General features: G+C 74.7%; 15 protein-coding genes. 4 read left to right on the top strand and 11 right to left on the bottom strand.

All coding sequences use genetic code 11. The annotated features are described in order from the left end of the window. Positions 1–62 precede the first annotated feature (62 nt). The 5 genes from ACGRHY_RS02995 to xylB all read right to left on the bottom strand — a co-directional run bounded on the left by ACGRHY_RS02995 (position 63) and on the right by xylB (position 7,348). Positions 63–1,430 (bottom strand): carboxyl transferase domain-containing protein, encoded by a 1,368-nt coding sequence (locus tag ACGRHY_RS02995; RefSeq protein WP_394633826.1) that lies wholly within the window; start codon positions 1,428–1,430, stop codon positions 63–65. Continuing rightward, positions 1,423–2,883 carry an acyl-CoA synthetase gene (locus ACGRHY_RS02990; RefSeq protein ID WP_394633825.1) on the bottom strand — a complete coding sequence of 487 codons (1,461 nt, stop codon included), beginning with the start codon at positions 2,881–2,883 and terminating at the stop codon, positions 1,423–1,425. Before ACGRHY_RS02990 ends, ACGRHY_RS02995 begins: the two co-directional genes overlap by 8 nt. Before the next feature lie 92 nt (positions 2,884–2,975). Next, positions 2,976–3,743, bottom strand: a complete 768-nt coding sequence (locus ACGRHY_RS02985) for a bestrophin-like domain (protein ID WP_394633824.1) — start codon at positions 3,741–3,743, stop codon at positions 2,976–2,978. A gap of 844 nt (positions 3,744–4,587) precedes the next feature. Beyond that, complete coding sequence (locus tag ACGRHY_RS02980; protein ID WP_394633823.1) at positions 4,588–5,808, bottom strand: ROK family protein; 1,221 nt, start codon at positions 5,806–5,808, stop codon at positions 4,588–4,590. Positions 5,809–5,920: 112 nt separating this feature from the next. Further along, on the bottom strand, positions 5,921–7,348 hold the full coding sequence (gene xylB, locus ACGRHY_RS02975; RefSeq protein ID WP_394633822.1) for a xylulokinase: 1,428 nt from the start codon (positions 7,346–7,348) through the stop codon (positions 5,921–5,923). 78 nt (positions 7,349–7,426) lie between these two features. Here xylB and xylA point away from each other — a divergent pair, with 78 nt between their 5' ends. Further along, positions 7,427–8,599: a xylose isomerase gene (gene xylA / locus ACGRHY_RS02970; RefSeq protein ID WP_394633821.1), complete on the top strand. Its 1,173-nt coding sequence runs from the start codon at positions 7,427–7,429 to the stop codon at positions 8,597–8,599. Between the two features lie 102 nt (positions 8,600–8,701). On the opposite strand, the gene ACGRHY_RS02965 is transcribed toward xylA, so the two are convergent. The 3 genes from ACGRHY_RS02965 to ACGRHY_RS02955 all read right to left on the bottom strand — a co-directional run bounded on the left by ACGRHY_RS02965 (position 8,702) and on the right by ACGRHY_RS02955 (position 12,098). Next, positions 8,702–8,971 carry an SGM_3592 family protein gene (locus ACGRHY_RS02965; RefSeq protein ID WP_394633820.1) on the bottom strand — a complete coding sequence of 90 codons (270 nt, stop codon included), beginning with the start codon at positions 8,969–8,971 and terminating at the stop codon, positions 8,702–8,704. An 88-nt stretch (positions 8,972–9,059) separates the two neighbouring features. Beyond that, positions 9,060–11,393 carry a glycoside hydrolase family 95 protein gene (locus ACGRHY_RS02960; RefSeq protein WP_394633819.1) on the bottom strand — a complete coding sequence of 778 codons (2,334 nt, stop codon included), beginning with the start codon at positions 11,391–11,393 and terminating at the stop codon, positions 9,060–9,062. A gap of 225 nt (positions 11,394–11,618) precedes the next feature. Continuing rightward, complete coding sequence (locus ACGRHY_RS02955) at positions 11,619–12,098, bottom strand: ATP-binding protein (protein ID WP_394633818.1); 480 nt, start codon at positions 12,096–12,098, stop codon at positions 11,619–11,621. Between the two features lie 143 nt (positions 12,099–12,241). On the opposite strand from ACGRHY_RS02955, the gene ACGRHY_RS02950 reads away from it, so the two are divergent. From ACGRHY_RS02950 to ACGRHY_RS02940, 3 genes are read left to right on the top strand one after another with little or no spacing between them, the layout of a single operon-like run. After that, positions 12,242–13,108, top strand: a complete 867-nt coding sequence (locus ACGRHY_RS02950) for a Sco1979 family transcriptional regulator (protein WP_394633817.1) — start codon at positions 12,242–12,244, stop codon at positions 13,106–13,108. Positions 13,109–13,116: 8 nt separating this feature from the next. Further along, complete coding sequence (locus tag ACGRHY_RS02945) at positions 13,117–13,419, top strand: DUF397 domain-containing protein (RefSeq protein ID WP_394633816.1); 303 nt, start codon at positions 13,117–13,119, stop codon at positions 13,417–13,419. A 34-nt stretch (positions 13,420–13,453) separates the two neighbouring features. Beyond that, positions 13,454–14,293, top strand: a complete 840-nt coding sequence (locus ACGRHY_RS02940) for an SAM-dependent methyltransferase (RefSeq protein WP_394633815.1) — start codon at positions 13,454–13,456, stop codon at positions 14,291–14,293. Here the strand turns inward: ACGRHY_RS02940 and ACGRHY_RS02935 are convergent. Genes ACGRHY_RS02935 through ACGRHY_RS02925 form a run of 3 tightly spaced genes read right to left on the bottom strand, consistent with a single transcriptional unit; the run spans position 14,266 to position 17,386 of the window. Next, positions 14,266–15,156 carry an STM4011 family radical SAM protein gene (locus tag ACGRHY_RS02935; RefSeq protein ID WP_394633814.1) on the bottom strand — a complete coding sequence of 297 codons (891 nt, stop codon included), beginning with the start codon at positions 15,154–15,156 and terminating at the stop codon, positions 14,266–14,268. The two genes, ACGRHY_RS02940 and ACGRHY_RS02935, sit on opposite strands and share 28 nt — an antisense overlap. Positions 15,157–15,167: 11 nt before the next feature. Further along, complete coding sequence (locus ACGRHY_RS02930) at positions 15,168–16,577, bottom strand: STM4012 family radical SAM protein (protein WP_394633813.1); 1,410 nt, start codon at positions 16,575–16,577, stop codon at positions 15,168–15,170. Then, the gene (locus ACGRHY_RS02925) at positions 16,574–17,386 is read right to left on the bottom strand and encodes an STM4013/SEN3800 family hydrolase (RefSeq protein ID WP_394637905.1); all 813 of its coding nucleotides are present in this window, start codon (positions 17,384–17,386) and stop codon (positions 16,574–16,576) included. The genes ACGRHY_RS02930 and ACGRHY_RS02925 overlap by 4 nt, the downstream gene beginning before the upstream one ends. Positions 17,387–17,400: the final 14 nt, after the last annotated feature.

Below are 17,400 nucleotides of genomic sequence, written 5' to 3'. Positions count from 1 at the left end.
GGCGGGCGGGGCGCAGACCGGCCGGCCGAAGGGGGAAGGCGCGCCGTGGAGCCCGCGCCGCGCTACCCCGGCACGATGCCGCGCGCCACACCCAGATCCACCAGGTCCTGCGGGCGCAGCCGCAGGTCGCCGGCCGTCTCGCGGACGTGCTCCGGGCCGCGCTTGAGGATGGCCGCGGCCGACTCCGGGGCGATGACGGAGAAGTAGCAGTCCGGGGTGACCCAGGTGTCCTCCGGCGCCGCCAGCGCCAGGGCGCCGCCCGAGCCGCCCTCGCCGATCACCAGGGTCGTCACCGGGACCCGGGCCTCGGCCACCGCCGCGAAGAGGTCCGCGATGGCCGCTCCCGCGCCGGAGCGCTCCGCCGCCTCGTCGTTGGCCGCACCCGGGGTGTCCACCAGGGTGAGCACCGGGATTCCCAGCCGGTCGGCCAGCCGGATCAGCCGGGTGGCGGTGCGGAAGCCCGCGGGCAGGGTCGGCGTGCCGCACTGGGCGGCGTAGGCGATGGTGCGGCCGTCCCTGCGTCCGAAACCGCAGCGCATCCCCGGGTCGGTGCCGCCGCAGCGGTCGCCGGACACCTCCTCGCGGACCTCGAAGTACGCGTCCAGATAGGCGTCCGCGCGTGGACGCCGCGGGGAGCGGGCCCGCTCCACCGCCTCCCAGCCCGTCTCCGGCAGGCCCGCACCGCCCGCCACGCGCGGCGGCTCGGCGGGACCGCCGGCGGTGCCGGGGGCGCCATCGGGGGAGGAGAGCAGGGACAGCCAGCGGCCCAGGACGCCGGACAGCTCCTCTGGCGCCACGATCCGGTCGACCTGTCCGGCCGCCAGCTTCTCCCCGGCGCCGTACGCGGCCGGATCGGCTTCCGGCGGGCGCACCCGGGAGCCGGCGAAGGCGACCTGGGCGCCCGGCAGGGCCAGCACCACGTCGGAGCCCGCACCCAGCGTCGCCCAGCCGCCGCCGGTCGTCGGGTCCCGCACGACGGCGATCTGCGGCAGGCCCGCCGCCCGGGTCAGCGCCGACTGCCGCGCCACGCGCTGGAGCTGGACCAGGGCCCGCATGCCCTCCTGCATACGGCTGCCGCCGGTCGCCGTCAGGGACACCACCGGCAGCCGGGCGTCGCGGGCGTGCCGGTGGGCGGCCTCTACGCGGTCGCCGGTGCGCTGCCCGAGGGAGCCGCCGAGGAAGGCGAACTCGAAGGCGATAAGGACCGCCGGGACGCCGCCGACCGTGCCGGTGCCGCACACCACCGACTCGTGCTCGCCGGTGCGCTCGTGCGCGCGGGCGAGCGCCCGGCCGTAGCCCTTCCAGGCGATCGGTCCGTCCCCGTACGCATCGGCGTCGTTCCCGCCGGCCCCGGGCAGCTCCGTGAAGCCGCCGGCCACCGCGTCGATCACCGCACGGACCGGCAGCCGTCCGCCCGGTCCCTCAGCCACGGCCCAGCTCCCGCTTCATGACCTTGCCCATGTCGTTGCGGGGCAGGCCGTCGGTGAACCGCACGACCCGGGGCCGCTTGTGCGGCGTGAGCCGCCGCGCCACATGGTCGATCAGCTCCTGCTCGGTGGGCGGCTGCCCGCCGGCCGGCACCACCCACGCCGCGATCCGCTCGCCCAGGTCCGGGTCGGGCTCGCCGACGACCGCCGCCTCGGCGACGCCGGGATGGCCCAGCAGGCAGTTCTCGATCTCCCCTGCGCCGATCCGGTAACCGCCGCTCTTGATCAGGTCCGTCGCCCTGCGGCCCACGATCCGGTAGAAGCCGTCGGCATCCCGGGTGGCCATGTCGCCGGTGCGGAACCAGCCGCCCGCGAAGGCCTGCGCGGTGGCGTCCGGCCGGTGCAGGTACTCGGTGAACAGGTTGGGCCCGCGCACCTGGACCTCGCCGACGGTCTCGCCGTCGCCGCCCTCGATGCGCCGCCCCTCGTCGTCCACCAGCCGTACGTCCACGCTGGGCAGCGGGACGCCCACCGTGCCGGCGCGGCGCTCGCCGTCCGCCCGGACGCTGGTGATCATCAGGGTCTCGGTCATCCCGTAGCGCTCGACGACGCGCTGTCCGGTCGCGGCCGTGATCCGCTCGTGGTCGTGCAGGGGCAGCGCGGCCGAGCCGGACACCAGCAGCCGGGCCCCGCGCAGGGCCGCGGCCAGCCGGCCGCCGTCCTCGCCGCCGCTCTCCAGGGCCTCGGCCAGCCGGTGGTACATCGTCGGCACCCCGAACATCATGGTGCCGCCCTCCTCCAGCGCCGCCGCGACGGCCCCGGGCGAGAAGCGGCCCAGGTGGCGCAGCGTGCCGCCGCGCCGCAGCGGACCCAGCACACCCAGGACCAGCCCGTGCACATGGAACAGCGGCAGCGCGTGCACCAGTACGTCGTCGCCGCTCCACCGCCAGACGGCGGCCAGGTCGTCCAGGGTGCTCGCGATCGCACGGCGCGGCACCACCACGCCCTTGGGCGGTCCGGTGGTGCCGGAGGTGTAGACGATCAGCGCCGGGCCGTTCTCGTCGGGCGCCGACGTGGTGCCGTCGGGGCGGGGGTCGGCCTCCGGCTCCAGCGCGACGTCGGTGCGCGGCAGCGCGTCCAGTGCCGGGGGCAGCTCGTCGCCGGACGCGGCCAGCACCCGGGTGGGCGTGCTGTCGGTGAGGATGTGGGCCAGCTCCTCCTCGCCGGTGCGCGGGTTGACGGGGACGGCGGGGACTCCGGCCAGCAGGGCGGCCAGGACGCCGACGCAGGTGTGCGGCGAGGGGGTCGCCCACACCGCCACCCGGCCGGCGTCGGCGATCTCCAGGGCGAGCGCGTGCGCGGCCCCGGCCAGCCGGCCGTAGTCGATCACCCGGTCGCCGAAGCGCAGCGCGGGTTTGTCCGGCGCCTGGTGAAGGCTGGGGAAGAGTGCGGGCACCCGGGGCTCCTCGTCTGGTTCACGGCCGTGCGGTCGGTCTCCAGGGTGCCTACCCATCCGGCCGCGCGCAGCCCGGAGTGCGTGGTGTGATCTCAGTCGCCCGCAGCGCCGGGGAAGAGCGTGGTGAACGCCTCGGCCGGATCCGCGAACCCGCGGATGAACGGCGAGTCGAAGTACCACACCAGGAACAGGAGGAACGCGATCAGTGCGGTGAACAGGCCGGCCAGCACCAGTTCCCGGCCCGAGCGCTGGATCTGCAGGGCGAACACCATGCCCACCGCGATCACCGCGCCCGACACCAGTCCGAGCCACACCACACCGGGCAGCGTCGGTTCGGCGCCCTGCACCCGGGCGGTGCGGGCCTCGCCGGCCAGGGCGACCTGGTCCACCAGGGCCTGGTACGTCTGCGCCTCGCGCACGGTGACCGGTTCGTGGCCGGTGACGGCCCGCCGCAGGTCCGCCAGGAGCACCGCGCCCCGTTCGGTCGTCCCGCCGTGCTCGGCCATGTGGGGCCACTCCACCGCGACCGTGTGGCGGACGTACGCGTCGACGCCGTCGCGGACGCGGTCGCGGACCGCGGCGGGGTAGACCCGGGCGCGTTCGCGCACCTCGTACAGGGCCTGGGCCTCCTGGCGCGTCCACTCCTCGGCGGCGGAGCGCCCCTCCCAGACACCCGCGATGGCCAGGCCGAGGACGATCGCGTACACCACGCCGATCATCATCGTCATGTACTCGATGACGTCGGGCGTCTCGGAGGGGTCGTCGTCCTCGCCCGCCCGGCGCCGCCGCAGCAGGATGACTGTCACGACGGCCGCACAGGAGACGGCGACGGCGAGGAACAGGAGGAGCCAATCGGTCACGGGGACTCCTTCGGGCCTTCGGCCTCGAGGTCAGCGGGATCGGGAACCGGAACGCGGGCGCAGCGCGGCGGCGGCCAGTACCGCCGGGGCGACGATCAGCAGGGCGCGCCCGGTCAGCGGCAGCCTCGTGTCGGACCGGTGGCGCCGGGCCCCGGGGCGGGGTGCGGGCAGGGGGGAGGCGCTCGGAGGCGGGGAGGGGCGCTTCGGCGACGTGCTCTCCCGCAAAGACGGCGCAGGCACCGGTCCGCGGGTCACGGGGACGGTCGGCGCGACGATGGCCGTGGTCGTCGGGCGCGGCTTCGCGGGAGGCCGGACGGGCGGTGGCGCAGGAGTCGTGGGCGGCGCGGGCGACGGCGACACCCGAGGTGGTGGCGCGGGCGTGGGGGCCGGGGGAGTGGGAGGGGGAGGGGCGGGCGGGCACGGGCGCCCCAGGAAGGCGTCGAGCCGCATGCCGGGATCGCCGCCGGCCGTGATCACCACGGACAGACCCGGGCAGTCGGGGCGCTCCACGACCGCCACCGACGCGTCACCGCCGGTCAGCCGTATCTCGGTCCCGCCGCCGGTTCGGATCTCGATACCCGGGACGGGTGCCGGAAAGGAGGGCCGCGGAACGGCCGTCCCGTCGGCGCGGGCCCCGCCCGCCGCGGCGAGCACCAGGGCGACCGCCCCCGCTCCCGCTCCCCACCTGCTGTGCCTTCGGTACACGAGGGGTTCTCTGCGCAGGCGGAACCGCCGTCATGGTGAAACGGACACCGGACGCCCCGAAGTGATGAACGACGGACGCCGACGTTGACGCCGATGAGCACGGGCCACCGCGTACGGCCGCCCTCTCGGGCGCGTGCCGTCAGACGCGGTGGGCCAGCGGATCGTCCAGGACCGCGCGGACGACGGAGTGGGCCGCGCCCAGTAGCGGGCCGTCGGGGCCGAGTCGGGAGACCGACACCGGCGGGGGACCGGCCAGACGGCGGCCCAGTTCGTGCTCCAGGGAGGGCAACAGCCAGGGCGCCAGCCGGGCGAGGGCGCCGCCGAGGACCACGGTCTGCGGGTCGAGCAGGTTGACCGCGCCGGTCAGAGCGGTGCCCAGCGCGCTTCCGGCTTCGGCCAGCGCCCCCAGCACCGCGCGGTCGCCGCCCTGGGCGCGGGTGGCGAGCAGATCGATACGGGCGCCGGGGCCGGGGTGCTCGGCGGCGGTCGCGCGCGGGTCGAGTCCGGCGGCCCGCAGGACGGCCTCCTCGCCGGCGTACTGCTCCAGGCAGCCGATGCCGCCACAGGCGCACGGGCGGCCCTCCGGGTGCACCGGCACATGGCCCAACTCGCCGGCGAACCCACGGGTGCCGCGCAGGAGTTCCCCGTCCACCACGATCGCGGCACCGATACCGATCTCGGCCGAGACGTGCACGAAGTCACCGGGCGGCGGAGTGTGGCCGCCCAGCCACAGCTCCGCCAGGGCGCCGAGGCTGGCCTCGTTGTCGATGGAGCACACGGCCGTGCCGCTGCCGGTGCCGAGCGCCTTCTCGGCCAGACGGGGCCCCAGCTCGAGGTTCGTCCAGCCGAGGTTGGGGGCCCGGACGACGGTGGTGGTGCCGCGGGCGACCAGGCCGGGCACGGCCACGGCCAGCCCGGCCGGGCGCAGCCCCAGCCCGCGGGCCTCGCCCGCGACCTCCCCGACCAGACAGGCCAGTTGTTCCAGCACCGGGCCGGGGTCGCTGTCGCGGTTGGCCGCGTCCAGCGCCGTCCGGGCGCGGACCTCGCCGCGCAGGTCGACGGCGCACACGGCGAGGTGGTCGACGCCGATCTCGGCGCCGATCCCGCAGGGGCCGCTGTCGCTGAGCGCCAGCGCGGTGCCCGGCCGCCCGACCGCGCCGGATCGGCCCGGCCCCAGCTCCACCAGCAGCCCGGCGCCCAGGAGTTCGTCCACGAGGGTGGAGACGGCGGTGCGGGTGAGCCCGATCCGCGCCGCGACGGCGGCCCGCGACCGGGGGCCGCCGTCGGCCACCGCGTGCAGTACGCGCGCCAGATTCCGCCGCCGCATCTCCTGCTGGGTGTTGGGCGCGGGTGCTGCCATCGGTGGCGTGCTCCTCAAAGGCTGTGCGGACGGTGGTGCCGCGGGAGGGGACCTGTGCGGCGGGGCCTGTGCGGCGGGGCTGTGCCGGCGGGCCGCGGGACGGTACCGCCGGTCAGCGCCGCCGCAGCAGCGTATCGGCGTCGTTCAGGGTGGCCGCCAGGCGGGTCAGCGCCTCCTCGTCGCGCTCCACCGCCTCGTACGACGGGCCCTCGGCGGTGGACCAGCGGCGGGCGACCGCCGCCGCGTCCTCGCCCAGCATCAGGGCCGCGGCCTGCGCCGCCGCGCCGAGCGCGACCAGTTCCTGCGCGCCCGGCACGACCACCGGCCGCCCCGACAGGCGCCGCACCGTCTCGCGCCACGCGGTGCCCTTCGCGCCGCCGCCGATCAGCAGGATGGGGGCGTCCGGCTCGGCGTCGTCGTCCAGCACCAGGTCCAGGGCGGCCAGCAGCGAGTGGACCGCGCCGTCGTAGGCGGCCTGCAGGACCTGACCCGCGGTGGTGCCGTGCCGCAGGCCGGTCAGGGTGCCGGAGGCGTAGGGGAGGTCGGGGGTGCGCTCGCCGTCCAGGAAGGGCAGGACGGTCACGCCGCCGCCCGGCTGGACGGCCTCGCGGTCCAGGCCGAACAGGGCCGCGATGCGGTCCACGGCAAGGGTGCAGTTGAGGGTGCAGGCCAGCGGCAGCCAGTCGGTGCGGGCGTCGGCGAAGCCGGCGACGGTGCCGGTGGGGTCGGCGGGGCGGCGCGTGGAGACGGCGTAGACGGTGCCGGAGGTGCCCAGGCTCAGCACCGGCCGGCCCGGCCGCAGGCCCAGGCCGAGGGCGGCGGCCATGTTGTCGCCGGTGCCGGTGGCCACCAGCGCGCCCCGGGGCAGCGGCAGCCCCTCCCGCGGCCGTACCGTGCCGGCCGCCTCGCCGTGGCCCAGCACGCGGGGCAGCAGTTCGGGGGAGAGGCCGACCCGCTCCAGGATCTCCTCGTCATAGGCCTGGTCGGCCGTCGACCACCAGCCGGTGCCCGAGGCGTCGCCCCGGTCGGTGGTGCCCTGGCCGGTCAGGCGCTCGGTGAGGTAGTCGTGCGGCAGCCGTACCGCCTTCACCGCGGCGGCGGCCTCGGGCTCGTTCTCGCGCAGCCACTGCCACTTGGTGACGGTGAAGGAGGCCGCCGGGACGCTGCCGAGGCGCTCGGCCCATGCCTTCGGCCCACCCAGCCCGGTCACCAGGCGATCGCGCTGCGGAGCCGAGCGCACGTCGTTCCACAGCAGGGCGGGACGGACCGGGCGGCCCCGGCCGTCCAGCGTCACCAGCCCGTGCTGCTGGCCGCCGACCGAGACCGCGGCGGTCCGGTGGACGGCCGGCCCGCACTGCTCCAGCGCCTGCCGCAACGCCTGCCACCACTGCTCCGGATCGCTCTCGTGGTCGGGCGAGACGGTGTGGGGCGCCTGGCCGCGCGCGACCACCTCGCCGGTGGCGGCGTCGACGACCAGCACTTTGGTGGACTGCGTCGAGCTGTCCACACCGACAACGAGCGGACCTTCGGGTGCGGCCATGTCGTCTCTTCCTCTCTGGGGCTTCTGGGCGCATACTAATTTGTCAATGGGTCTGACGAAATACTCGAGAGGCATGACATGAGCTACGAGCCTGCACCCGAGCACAAGTTCACCTTCGGTCTGTGGACCGTGGGCTGGCAGGGCCGCGACCCCTTCGGCGACGCCACCCGACCGGCCCTGGATCCGGTCGAGGCGGTGCACAGGCTCTCCGGGCTGGGAGCCCACGGCGTCACCTTCCACGACGACGACCTGATCCCCTCCGGCTCCTCCGGCGCCGAGCGGGAGGGCATCGTCAAGCGCTTCCGCCAGGCGCTGGACGCCACCGGCATGAAGGTGCCGATGGCCACCACCAACCTCTTCACCCACCCGGTCTTCAAGGACGGCGCCTTCACCGCCAACGACCGGGACGTGCGCCGCTACGCGCTGCGCAAGACCATCCGCAACATCGACCTGGCCGCCGAACTGGGCGCCACCACCTACGTCGCCTGGGGCGGCCGCGAGGGCGCGGAGTCGGGCGCCGCCAAGGACGTGCGGGTCGCGCTGGACCGCCTGAAGGAGGCCTTCGACATCCTCGGCGACTACGTCGCCTCCCAGGGCTACGACCTGCGCTTCGCCATCGAGCCCAAGCCCAACGAGCCGCGCGGCGACATCCTGCTGCCCACCGTCGGCCACGCGCTGGCGTTCATCGGCGAACTGGAGCACGCCGACCGCGTCGGTCTCAACCCCGAGGTCGGCCACGAGCAGATGGCCGGACTGAACTTCCCGCACGGCATCGCCCAGGCGCTGTGGCACGGCAAGCTCTTCCACATCGACCTCAACGGCCAGTCCGGCATCAAGTACGACCAGGACTTCCGCTTCGGCGCGGGTGACCTCCGCCAGGCGTTCTGGCTGGTGGACCTGCTGGAGTCGGCCGGCTACGAGGGGCCGCGGCACTTCGACTTCAAGCCGCCGCGCACGGAGGACTTCGACGGTGTGTGGGCGTCGGCGGCCGGCTGCATGCGCAACTACCTGATCCTCAAGGAGAAGGCCGCCGCCTTCCGCGCCGACCCCGAGGTCCGGGAGGCACTGAGCGCCTCGCGCCTGGACGAGCTGGCGCGGCCGACCCTGAACGAGGGCGAGACCGCCGCCGACCTCCTGGCCGACACCGCCGCCTTCGAGGAGTTCGACGCGGACGCCGCGGCCGGACGCGGCATGGCCTTCGAGCGGCTGGACCAGCTGGCGCTGGAGCACCTGCTGGGCGTCCGCGGCTGAAACGGCCGACCCGGCCGTCGGGGCTCCGTGCGGGCGCGCGGGTGGCGGTCCGCGCCCCCGCACGGCCCGCTGCCGCGGCGAGGGGCGGCACGGCCGGCGGTGTCAGCCGTCCTTGCGGCGGCGGCGCCACCGGCGCCCCTTGCGGCGGCCCCTGCTCCAGAACCACCCGGCCGGGGGCTCGTCCGCCCGCCACGGCTGAGGCTCGGGCGGGTTGTCCCGCCAGCGGGCCCGCAGCATGCGCGTACGCGCGGCGGGCTCGCTCACCTCGGCGCCGCGTATGAAGTCCTCGTCGAGCACGATGTCGTCCCAGGCGTCTCTTCCGGCGCCTTCGCCTTCGCCGCCCTCTCCCCGTCGTGCGTGTCCAGTGCCCACAGCGCACCTCCTGGTTACCGGGAACGGATGACGGCCCCCGGAAAGTTCCCGCCGCCCGGGCGGGCGGGCCCGCCCGCCCAGGCGTTCTTCAGGCCGGGGACAGCCGGTAGACGCGCCCGGGCGCCGTCTCGAACTCCACGACCCCGCACCCCGGCCGTACGGTCTCCACCGGCCGCCCCTCGCAGGACACCGCGACCTCACCGGCCGTGCGCACCCGCGCCCGGTGCCCGGTGCGGGAGAGCAGCTCGGCTCCGGTCAGCGCGCCGCCGCGCCAGGCGAGGCCCACCTCGAAACCGCCGCGCGCCAGCAGCCCCCGCACCGCGCCCTCGGGCAGCGCGGGCGGCAGGGCGGGCAGCAGATGGATCTCGCCGGCGTGGCTCTGCACCAGCCACTCGCAGATCCCCGCGGTGGCGCCGAAGTTGCCGTCGATCTGGAAGGGCGGGTGCAGATCGAAGAGGTTCGGGGCGGTGCGCCCGGGGGTGAGCTGGTCGGTCAGCAGTTTGTGGGAGCGCGCGCCGTCCTCCAGCCGCGCCCAGAAGTTGATCTTCCAGCCGAGCGACCAGCCCGTGCCCGCGTCGCCCCGCAGTTCCAGCGTGGTGCGCGCCGCCTCGAACAGCTCGGGAGCGCCGCGCCGGGTGATCCGGCCGCCCGGGTGCAGCGCGTACAGGTGCGAGACGTGCCGGTGACCGCGCTCGGGCGCGATCGCGTCCCAGTCCTCGCGCCACTCCTGGAGCTGCCCCAGCTCCCCGATCCGCAGCGGGGCCAGCCGTTCGCGCGCCGCCCGTGCCTCCTTCGCCAGCTCCTCGTCCACCCCCAGCAGTTCGGCGCTCGCGGCGGTGGCCTCGAACAGGTCGCGCAGGATCTGGTTGTCCATGGCCGGGCCCGCGCACAGCGAGCCGCCGGGGCCGGGGTGGTGGGCGTTCTCGGGGGAGATCGACGGGCAGGTGACCAGCTCCTTCGTCTCCGGATCCTCCACCAGGCAGTCCAGGAAGAAACGCGCCGCGCCGGCCAGCACCGGATAGCGCTCCCGCAGCTTCGTCTCGTCGCCGGTGAAGCGGTGGTGCTCCCAGACCGACAGCGCCAGCCAGGCGCCGCCGGTGGGCCACATCCCCCAGAACGCCCCGTCCACCGGCGCGGTGCCGCGCCACAGGTCGGTGTTGTGGTGGGCGACCCAGCCGCGCGCGCCGTACATGGCCCGGGCGGTTCGGGCGCCGGCGGCGGCCAGATCGTCCAGCAGGCCGAACAGCGGCTCCCAGCACTCCAGGAGGTTGGCGGGAGCGGCCGGCCAGTAGTTCATCTCGGTGTTGATGTTGATGGTGTACTTGCCGCCCCACGGCGGATCGGTCAGGTCGTTCCACAGCCCCTGGAGGTTCGCGGGCTGGGTGCCGGGACGGGAGCAGGCGATGAGCAGGTAGCGGCCGTAGGCGAAGTACAGCGCCACCAGGTGCGGGTCCTCGCCGCGCGCGAAGCGCGCCACCCGCTCGTCGGTCGGGAGCGCGGCGGCGGGCGTGGGCGGCACTTCCAGCCGTACGCGGTCGAACAGCCCGGCGTGGTCGCGGATATGACGGGCGCGCAGCTCGGTGTAGGGCCGGGCGGCCGCCGCCTCCACCGGGGCGGCGGCACGGTGGGCCGCCGCATCGGGATCCTCCTCCGCGCCGCGCCAGTCGCGGTGGTTGGTTGCCGCCGAGACCAGCAGGGTGACGGCTGTCGCCCCCTCGACGTGCAGCTCCCCGTCCGCCGATCGCACGGCGCCCCCCTCGGCGACCGCCCGTACCAGGCAGCGGAAGCGCAGCACGCCCGCGATGCCCTGGGCGTCGTCACCGGCGCCGTCCAGGGCGATGGTGCGGGGAACGGGGGAGGAGGCGGCGGAGCGCAGCGGGCTGTCGAGGCGGGCCGTGAAGGAGATCGCACCGGGGGCGTCGGCGGTCAGCCGGACCACGATCACCTGGTCCGGCGCGCTGGCGAACACCTCGCGGCGGTGGCGCACCCCGCCGCGCGCGTACTCCACCGAGGCGACGGCGGTGGCGAGATCCAGTTCGCGACGGTAGCCGGTGATCTCGCCGTCCGCGGGGAAGGACAGGCGCAGCTCGCCGGCGGTCTGGTACTGGAGCTGCTTGACGGGGACGCCCATCAAATCGGAGTCCACCAGGGCCTGGGCCTCGTCCCACCGCCCCTCGAACACCCGCCGGCGGACCTCGGGGAGGGAGGCGAGGGCCCGGGGGTTGTCGTAGTCGTGCGGGCCGCCGGCCCACAGGGTGTCCTCGTTGAGCTGGAGCCGTTCGCCGTCCGCGCCGCCGAACACCATGGCTCCCAGGCGGCCGTTGCCCACCGGCAGGGCCTGGAGCCATTCGGCGGCGGGGCGTGGGTACCACAGGCGCAGCTCGCCGGGGGCCGGGCTGCCGGGGAGGTGGTCCGTGCTCACTTGCGGCTCCAGAACGGGGAGGCGGGACGGGCGCGGTCTGGCAAGCGCTTACCGTACACCTGTGGCGCGGCCCGCGGTCGTCCGCGGCGCTCCCCGCCCGTCCTCACCGGTCCGGGGGAGGTTCGCCGCGGCCGTCCGCGGGCCGCGGCGCGTTCTCCCGCACGGCGGCGCCGCGTTCGAGGCGGGACCGCCCGGCCTCCCCCGCCAAGGCCGGGCGGTCCCGCATCACGGGGCGGAGGGACCGAAGCCCAGTTCCGCCCAGACCGTGTGGCCCCTTCCGCCGGCGCCCGGCCGTACCCCCCAGGCCTCGGCCAGTGCGCTGACCAGCAGCAGTCCGCGTCCGTTCTCCCCCTCCGCGCAGCCGGTCTCCGGGCAGACCCCCGTCGCGTCCCCGGTGTGCCGGGCAGGGCCGGAGCCCTGGTCGGTGACCGCCAGCCGCAGCCGTACGCCCGTGACGCGCAGCTCGCAGTCGACCCTCTCGCTGTCGGTGTGCCGCACGGCGTTGGTGAAGAGTTCGGAGACGACCAGTTGCGCGTCGTCGCGGACCACCGTCCCGATGTCCCACTCCGTCAGCCGGGCGAGGACCCTCCTGCGGGCCTCGGCCACGGAGACGCCTATGGCCGGGAGGCGGAACACGTCCCGCAGGGGCCTCTCGACGGACCCTCCGGCGCGCTCCAGCGGGCGAACATCGGAAAAGTAAGCCACGTCCTCAGTGTGAAGGGCGTGAGCAACATCTGGCAAGGATCAATCTGTTGTTTGCAGAAATGTGCATGCCACCTGTCGGGAAGATTCGGCGGCATGACAAACTGCCGCTACCGGCAAGAGAGTTGGAGCGCGGGAGGGGTGCGGTGGCTGACACCAGGGCGGGCGGCGCCCCCACGGTTCTGCGGGTGGTGCTCGGCCGGCGGCTGGGCGACCTGCGGCGGCGGGCGGGACTGACCTACGAGCGGGCCGCCGAGGCGCTCGACGTCACACACGCCACGATCCGCCGTATGGAGCGGGCCGAGGTCGGCCTGAAGATCCCCTACGTCGAGAAGCTGCTGCGCACCTACGGCATCACCGAGCAGTCGGAGATCGACAGCTTTCTCTCGCTCGCCCGCGAGGCCAACCGGCCCGGCTGGTGGCACCGTTACCGCGATGTGCTGCCCGACTGGTTCAGCGCCTTCGTCAGCCTGGAGAGCGAGTCCCACGTCATCCGCGCCTACGAGCCGCACTACGTGCCCGGACTCCTCCAGACCGAGGAGTACGCCCGCGCCGTGCTGCGCGCGGGCATGCCGCACGCCCGTGAGGAGGAGATCGAGCGCGGCATCGCACTGCGGCTGGAACGCCAGCGGCTGCTCACGCGTGACGAACCGCCCCTGCTGTGGGTGGTGATGGACGAGACCGTGCTGCGCAGGCCCATCGGCGGGCCCGAGGTCATGCGCGGACAGATCTCCCGGCTGGTCGAGGTGTGCTCGATGCCGACGGTGCGCCTGCAGGTCATGCCCTTCGACGCCGGGCCGCACCCTGCCATGTACGGGCCCTTCCACATCTTCCGGTTCCCCATCCCGGAACTGCCCGACGTCGCCTACAGCGAGAGCCTGGTGGGCGCCGTCTACTTCGACCAGCGCGACGACGTCTCGGCGTTCCAGGAGGCGCTGGACCGGATGTGCGCACAGGCGGCGCCGGTGCGACGGACCGAGGCCGTCCTGGACGGCCTGCGCAAGGAGCTGTGAACCACCCCATGAGGAAACGCGTCTACAACGGCATGCCCGCCTGGCAGTTGGGGAGCGAGGGTTGGCACAAGCCGTGGAGCGGCGGCAACGGGGGGAGCTGTGTGGAGGCCATGCAGCTCGCGGACGGAAGGGTGGCGCTGCGCCAGTCCACCGACCCCGACGGACCCGCTCTGATATACGCCCGCCACGCGATGGCGGGGTTCATCCAGAGCGTCAAGGCGGGGGAGGCCGACTTCCTGCTCGCCCCCGAGCCCGTACGCCCCGCACCGCGGCCCGCGCACTCCGCACACCCCGCGCAGAAACCGTGTTGAGGACCGAAGAGACCATGACGAGGACGGCGACGGCATGACCGATCAGCCCCACCGGATCCACCAGGCGCACGAGGGCTTCACGCCCGAGCAGATCGACACCAGCAGGCCGCACCCGGCCCGCATGTACGACTACTACCTGGGCGGAAGCGACAACTACGAGGTGGACCGCGAGGCCGCCGAACGCCTGATGAGGATAGCCCCGGACGTGCGGGTGAGCGCCCGCGCCAACCGGGACTTCCTCGGCCGCGCGGTGCGGACGGTGGTGGGAGAGCTGGGCATCCGCCAGATCATCGACATCGGCACCGGTATCCCCACCTCGCCCAACACCCACGAACTGGCCCGGGCCGCTGCCCCCGACACCCGTGTGGTGTACGTCGACAACGACCCCATCGTCTCCGTCCACGCCGACGCCAAGCTGACCGGCGCGGGCAACGCCGAGTTCGTCCTGGCCGACGCCCGCAGGCCCGAGGCCGTCACCGAGCATCCGGCCGTCCGGGAACTGATCGACTTCGGCCGGCCGGTGGCCCTGCTCCTCGTCGCCGTCCTGCACTTCGTCAAGGACGAGGAGGACCCCGCCGGACTCGTGGCCGCGCTCGGCGGCGCACTGCCCCCCGGAAGCTGCCTCGTCCTCACCCACGGCACCCCGGACTTCCACGAGAAGCAACGGGTGGAGGAGGGCACCGACGTCTACCGGAACGCCACCGCCCAGGTCAGCCTGCGCAGCCACGCCGAGGTCCTGTCGTTCTTCGACGGCTGGGACCTCACCGACCCCGGACTGGTGCAGCTCCCGCTGTGGCGGCCGGACGGACCGGTACCCGAGCCCGGCGAACTGCGTCGCGTGGCGCTCTACGGCGGGGTCGGCGTCAAGCGCTGAGCCGGCGTGCCCGCGCCCGGCCAGGAGGCCGGTATCCGCTCCAGGACACCGCCCGCGAAGACGTCGTACAGCGGCAGCGACTCCAGGTGCACGTATCCGATGTGGCAGTCGCAGACGGCCAGCGGGCAGGGCCTGGGCCGCAGTGCCGCGCGCCAGGAGCCGTCGTAGAGGTTTCCCAGCGGCGCCGGGACGAAGTGGCAGCGCCGCACCGTACCGGCGCCGTCCACCGAGACCACGGACTCACCGGTGCGGCAGGGGAGCCCGGCGCTGCGGTGGGGGTGGCGGCTGTACGGGAAGAGGGGGTCGACCGCCGTCCAGCGGTCGGCCTCCTCGTCCGTGTAGACACGGCCCTCGGCCGCGTTGACCCACAGGTACACATGCTCGGGCAGGTCGGCGCGGAGCCGCCGGGCATGGTCCAGATGGCCGGGCAGGCCGACGATTCCGACGCTGTGGCGCACGCCCCTGTCCGCCAGTTCGCGGCACCTGGCCAGGAAACGCCCGTAGGGAGTCTGGCCGGGGTGGTAGGTGCACCACAGGGCGAGGGTGTCCGCGTCGGCGTCGTCCAGCCAGCCGGTGCGGCAGCTCAGGTTGGTCTGGATCGCCACCCGCGCCACGTGCGGCAGCCGGCTCAGCCCGGCCAGGGTGTGCCGGTACCACGACCGCACCAGACCCTCGCCCCACGGGGTGAACAGCACCGAAAGCCGGTCCTCGCGCTGCTTTGCCACCCAGCCGGCGAAGCGCTCCAACGCCTCCCGGTCGGCGCGCAGCTGCTCGCGGGAGTCGCGCCGCTTGGCGAACGGGCAGTACGGGCAGTCGTAGTCGCACGAGGCCAGCGGCCCGCGGTAGAGCAGGGTCAGGTCCACGGCGGCCTCCGCTACCTCGGGTCGTACGCGGCCATCGCGGCGCGCACGGACGGGGAGAACAGGGCCGGGCCGACCGCGTCGGAGTGGGCCAGGCCCTCCGCCGACAGCCGCAGCCGCCCGGCGGCCCCGCCCTCGTCCAGCCAGCCGCACCCGGCGAAGGCGGCCAGTTCGGTGGGGAAGTGCTCGGCGGGCGCCGCGCCGAACCGGTCCGTGTACTCCGCCGTCTCCATACCCTCGGCCTGGAGCAGGGCCTGGAGCAGGTGCCTGCGGCGGGCCTCGTCGGCGTCCATCCACCGGCCGACCTCCGCGTGGGCGAAGGACTCGGCCGTTCGGGAGACGTAGTCGTCGACGATGGAGCGTATCCGGCGCATCCCCACGGCGTAGTCGAAGGAGTAGTGCAGGGCGGAGGTGTAGGACCGGGCGCCGCAGCCCAGGCCCACCATGCCGTCGGTCTGGCAGGCGTGGCCGGCCGTGTCCCCGCCCGCCTCCGCGGCGGCCGTCGCGCAGGCGCGGCGGAACATCCGCATCGACACCTGCTCGTAGCCGTGGGCCAGCAGATGGTCGCGGCCGTGGCGGTACAGGGCCAGCCGCTGCGCGTCCCACCGGGGGTCGGGCACGGTGGTGCCGCCGGGGTCCGCGGCGGTGCGTCCCAGACCGGTCAGCGGGCGGACGTAGAGCGGATAGAGGTAGAGCTCCTCCGGTTCCCAGGCGAGCGCGGCGTCCAGGGATCGCTGCCAGGTGGTGGTGGTCTGCCCCTCGATTCCGTAGATCAGGTCGATGTTGAGCACCGGGATGCCCGCGTCCCGGACGCGGCCCAGAGCGGCCTCGACGTCCGAGCGCCGCTGGGGGCGCACCGCGGCCCGTGCCTCGGCGTCGACGAAGCTCTGCACACCGATGCTCAGCCGCGTGGTGCCGCGTCCGGCCAGGACGGCCAGCCGGTCGGCGGTGGCGGTCGACGGGGACGCCTCCACCGACAGGGGCACCGCGCGCAGGTCCGCTCCCATCCGTTCCTCGGCGATGTCGCAGAGCCGCTCCAGTTCGGCAGCGGTCAGGAAGGTGGGGGTGCCGCCGCCGAAGGCCGCGGCGGCGAACCGGGCGCCCTCGCCCAGCGCCTCGCGCACCGGACCCGCCTGCCGTTCCAGCGCGTCGAGATAGGCGCCGGTCAGCCCGCCGGGCGCACCGATGCGGGTGAAGAGGTTGCAGAAGCCGCAGCGCACCTCGCAGAAGGGGATGTGCAGGTAGAGCGAGAGCGCGTCGGTCCTCTCCCGGGCCCACAGCCCGCGCAGCGCCGGCCGCTCCGGCAGCCGCCGGTAGGCCGTCTTGTGCGGATAGGCGTACACATAGCTCTGGTACGGGCTCCGGTACGGGCCCGGGACACCGTCCGGGAACGGACCGGCGGCGGAAACGGTCGTGGTGCTCATCGCGGCTCGCAGGCGTCGAGGGTGAAATGGGCGTACGGCACCGTCCAGACGACATCGTGGCCTATCCGGTGGCCGGTGTGGCCGTCCTCCCCGTAGGCCGTGCCGTGGTCGGAGCAGACGACGGTGAAGCACGGTCGGCGGCTGCTCGCGGCGGCGAACAGGCGCCCGATGTGCCGGTCCACGTAGCGCAGCGCCGCCGCGTGGGTGGCCCGGGAGTCCCCGGCTCCGGCCGTGGCGCCCGGGAGGTGGAACCAGTTGGGCTGGTGCAGCGCCGAGACGTTGACGAACAGGAACAGCCGCCTCCCGGCCGGGAGCGCGGCCACCACCTCCTCGGCGCGGGCGACCTGCGCCTCGAAGGAGGTGGGGGAGGCGACGGAGAACTCCGGCTCCCAGTGGCTCTCGGCGAACAGACCGGGCAGCACCGAGCCGAGCGCGCCGCGCTTGTTGAAGAACCCCACGCCTCCGATGCACGCCGTGTGGTAGCCGGCCCGTGCCAGCCCGGTCACCAGATCCGGCGAGTCGAAGACCCAGGTGCCCCCCGCGGTACTCTCGCTGCCCTCGAAACGCGCCGCGAACAGCCGCGGATGCGGCCCCGGGGTGGCGGGAGTGGGCAGGAAACCCGCGAAGAACGCCTGGTGGGAGGCGTAGGTGAAGCTGCCGGGGGAGTGCCTCTCCTCCCATCGCCCGTCCGGCAGGTGCCGGGCCAGGTTGGGGATGGCGCCCTCGGCCGCCAGATCGCGGGCCACGTCGTGGCGCAGGGTGTCCAGGGTGACCAGCAACAGGTCGTGGCTGCCGACGATCCGGTTCATGTCCGGGACGTCGG

The sequence above is a fragment of the Streptomyces shinuiensis genome (assembly GCF_043660855.1).
GTDB lineage: Bacteria > Actinomycetota > Actinomycetes > Streptomycetales > Streptomycetaceae > Streptomyces.
This window is presented reverse-complemented; position numbering and strand designations above follow the sequence as displayed.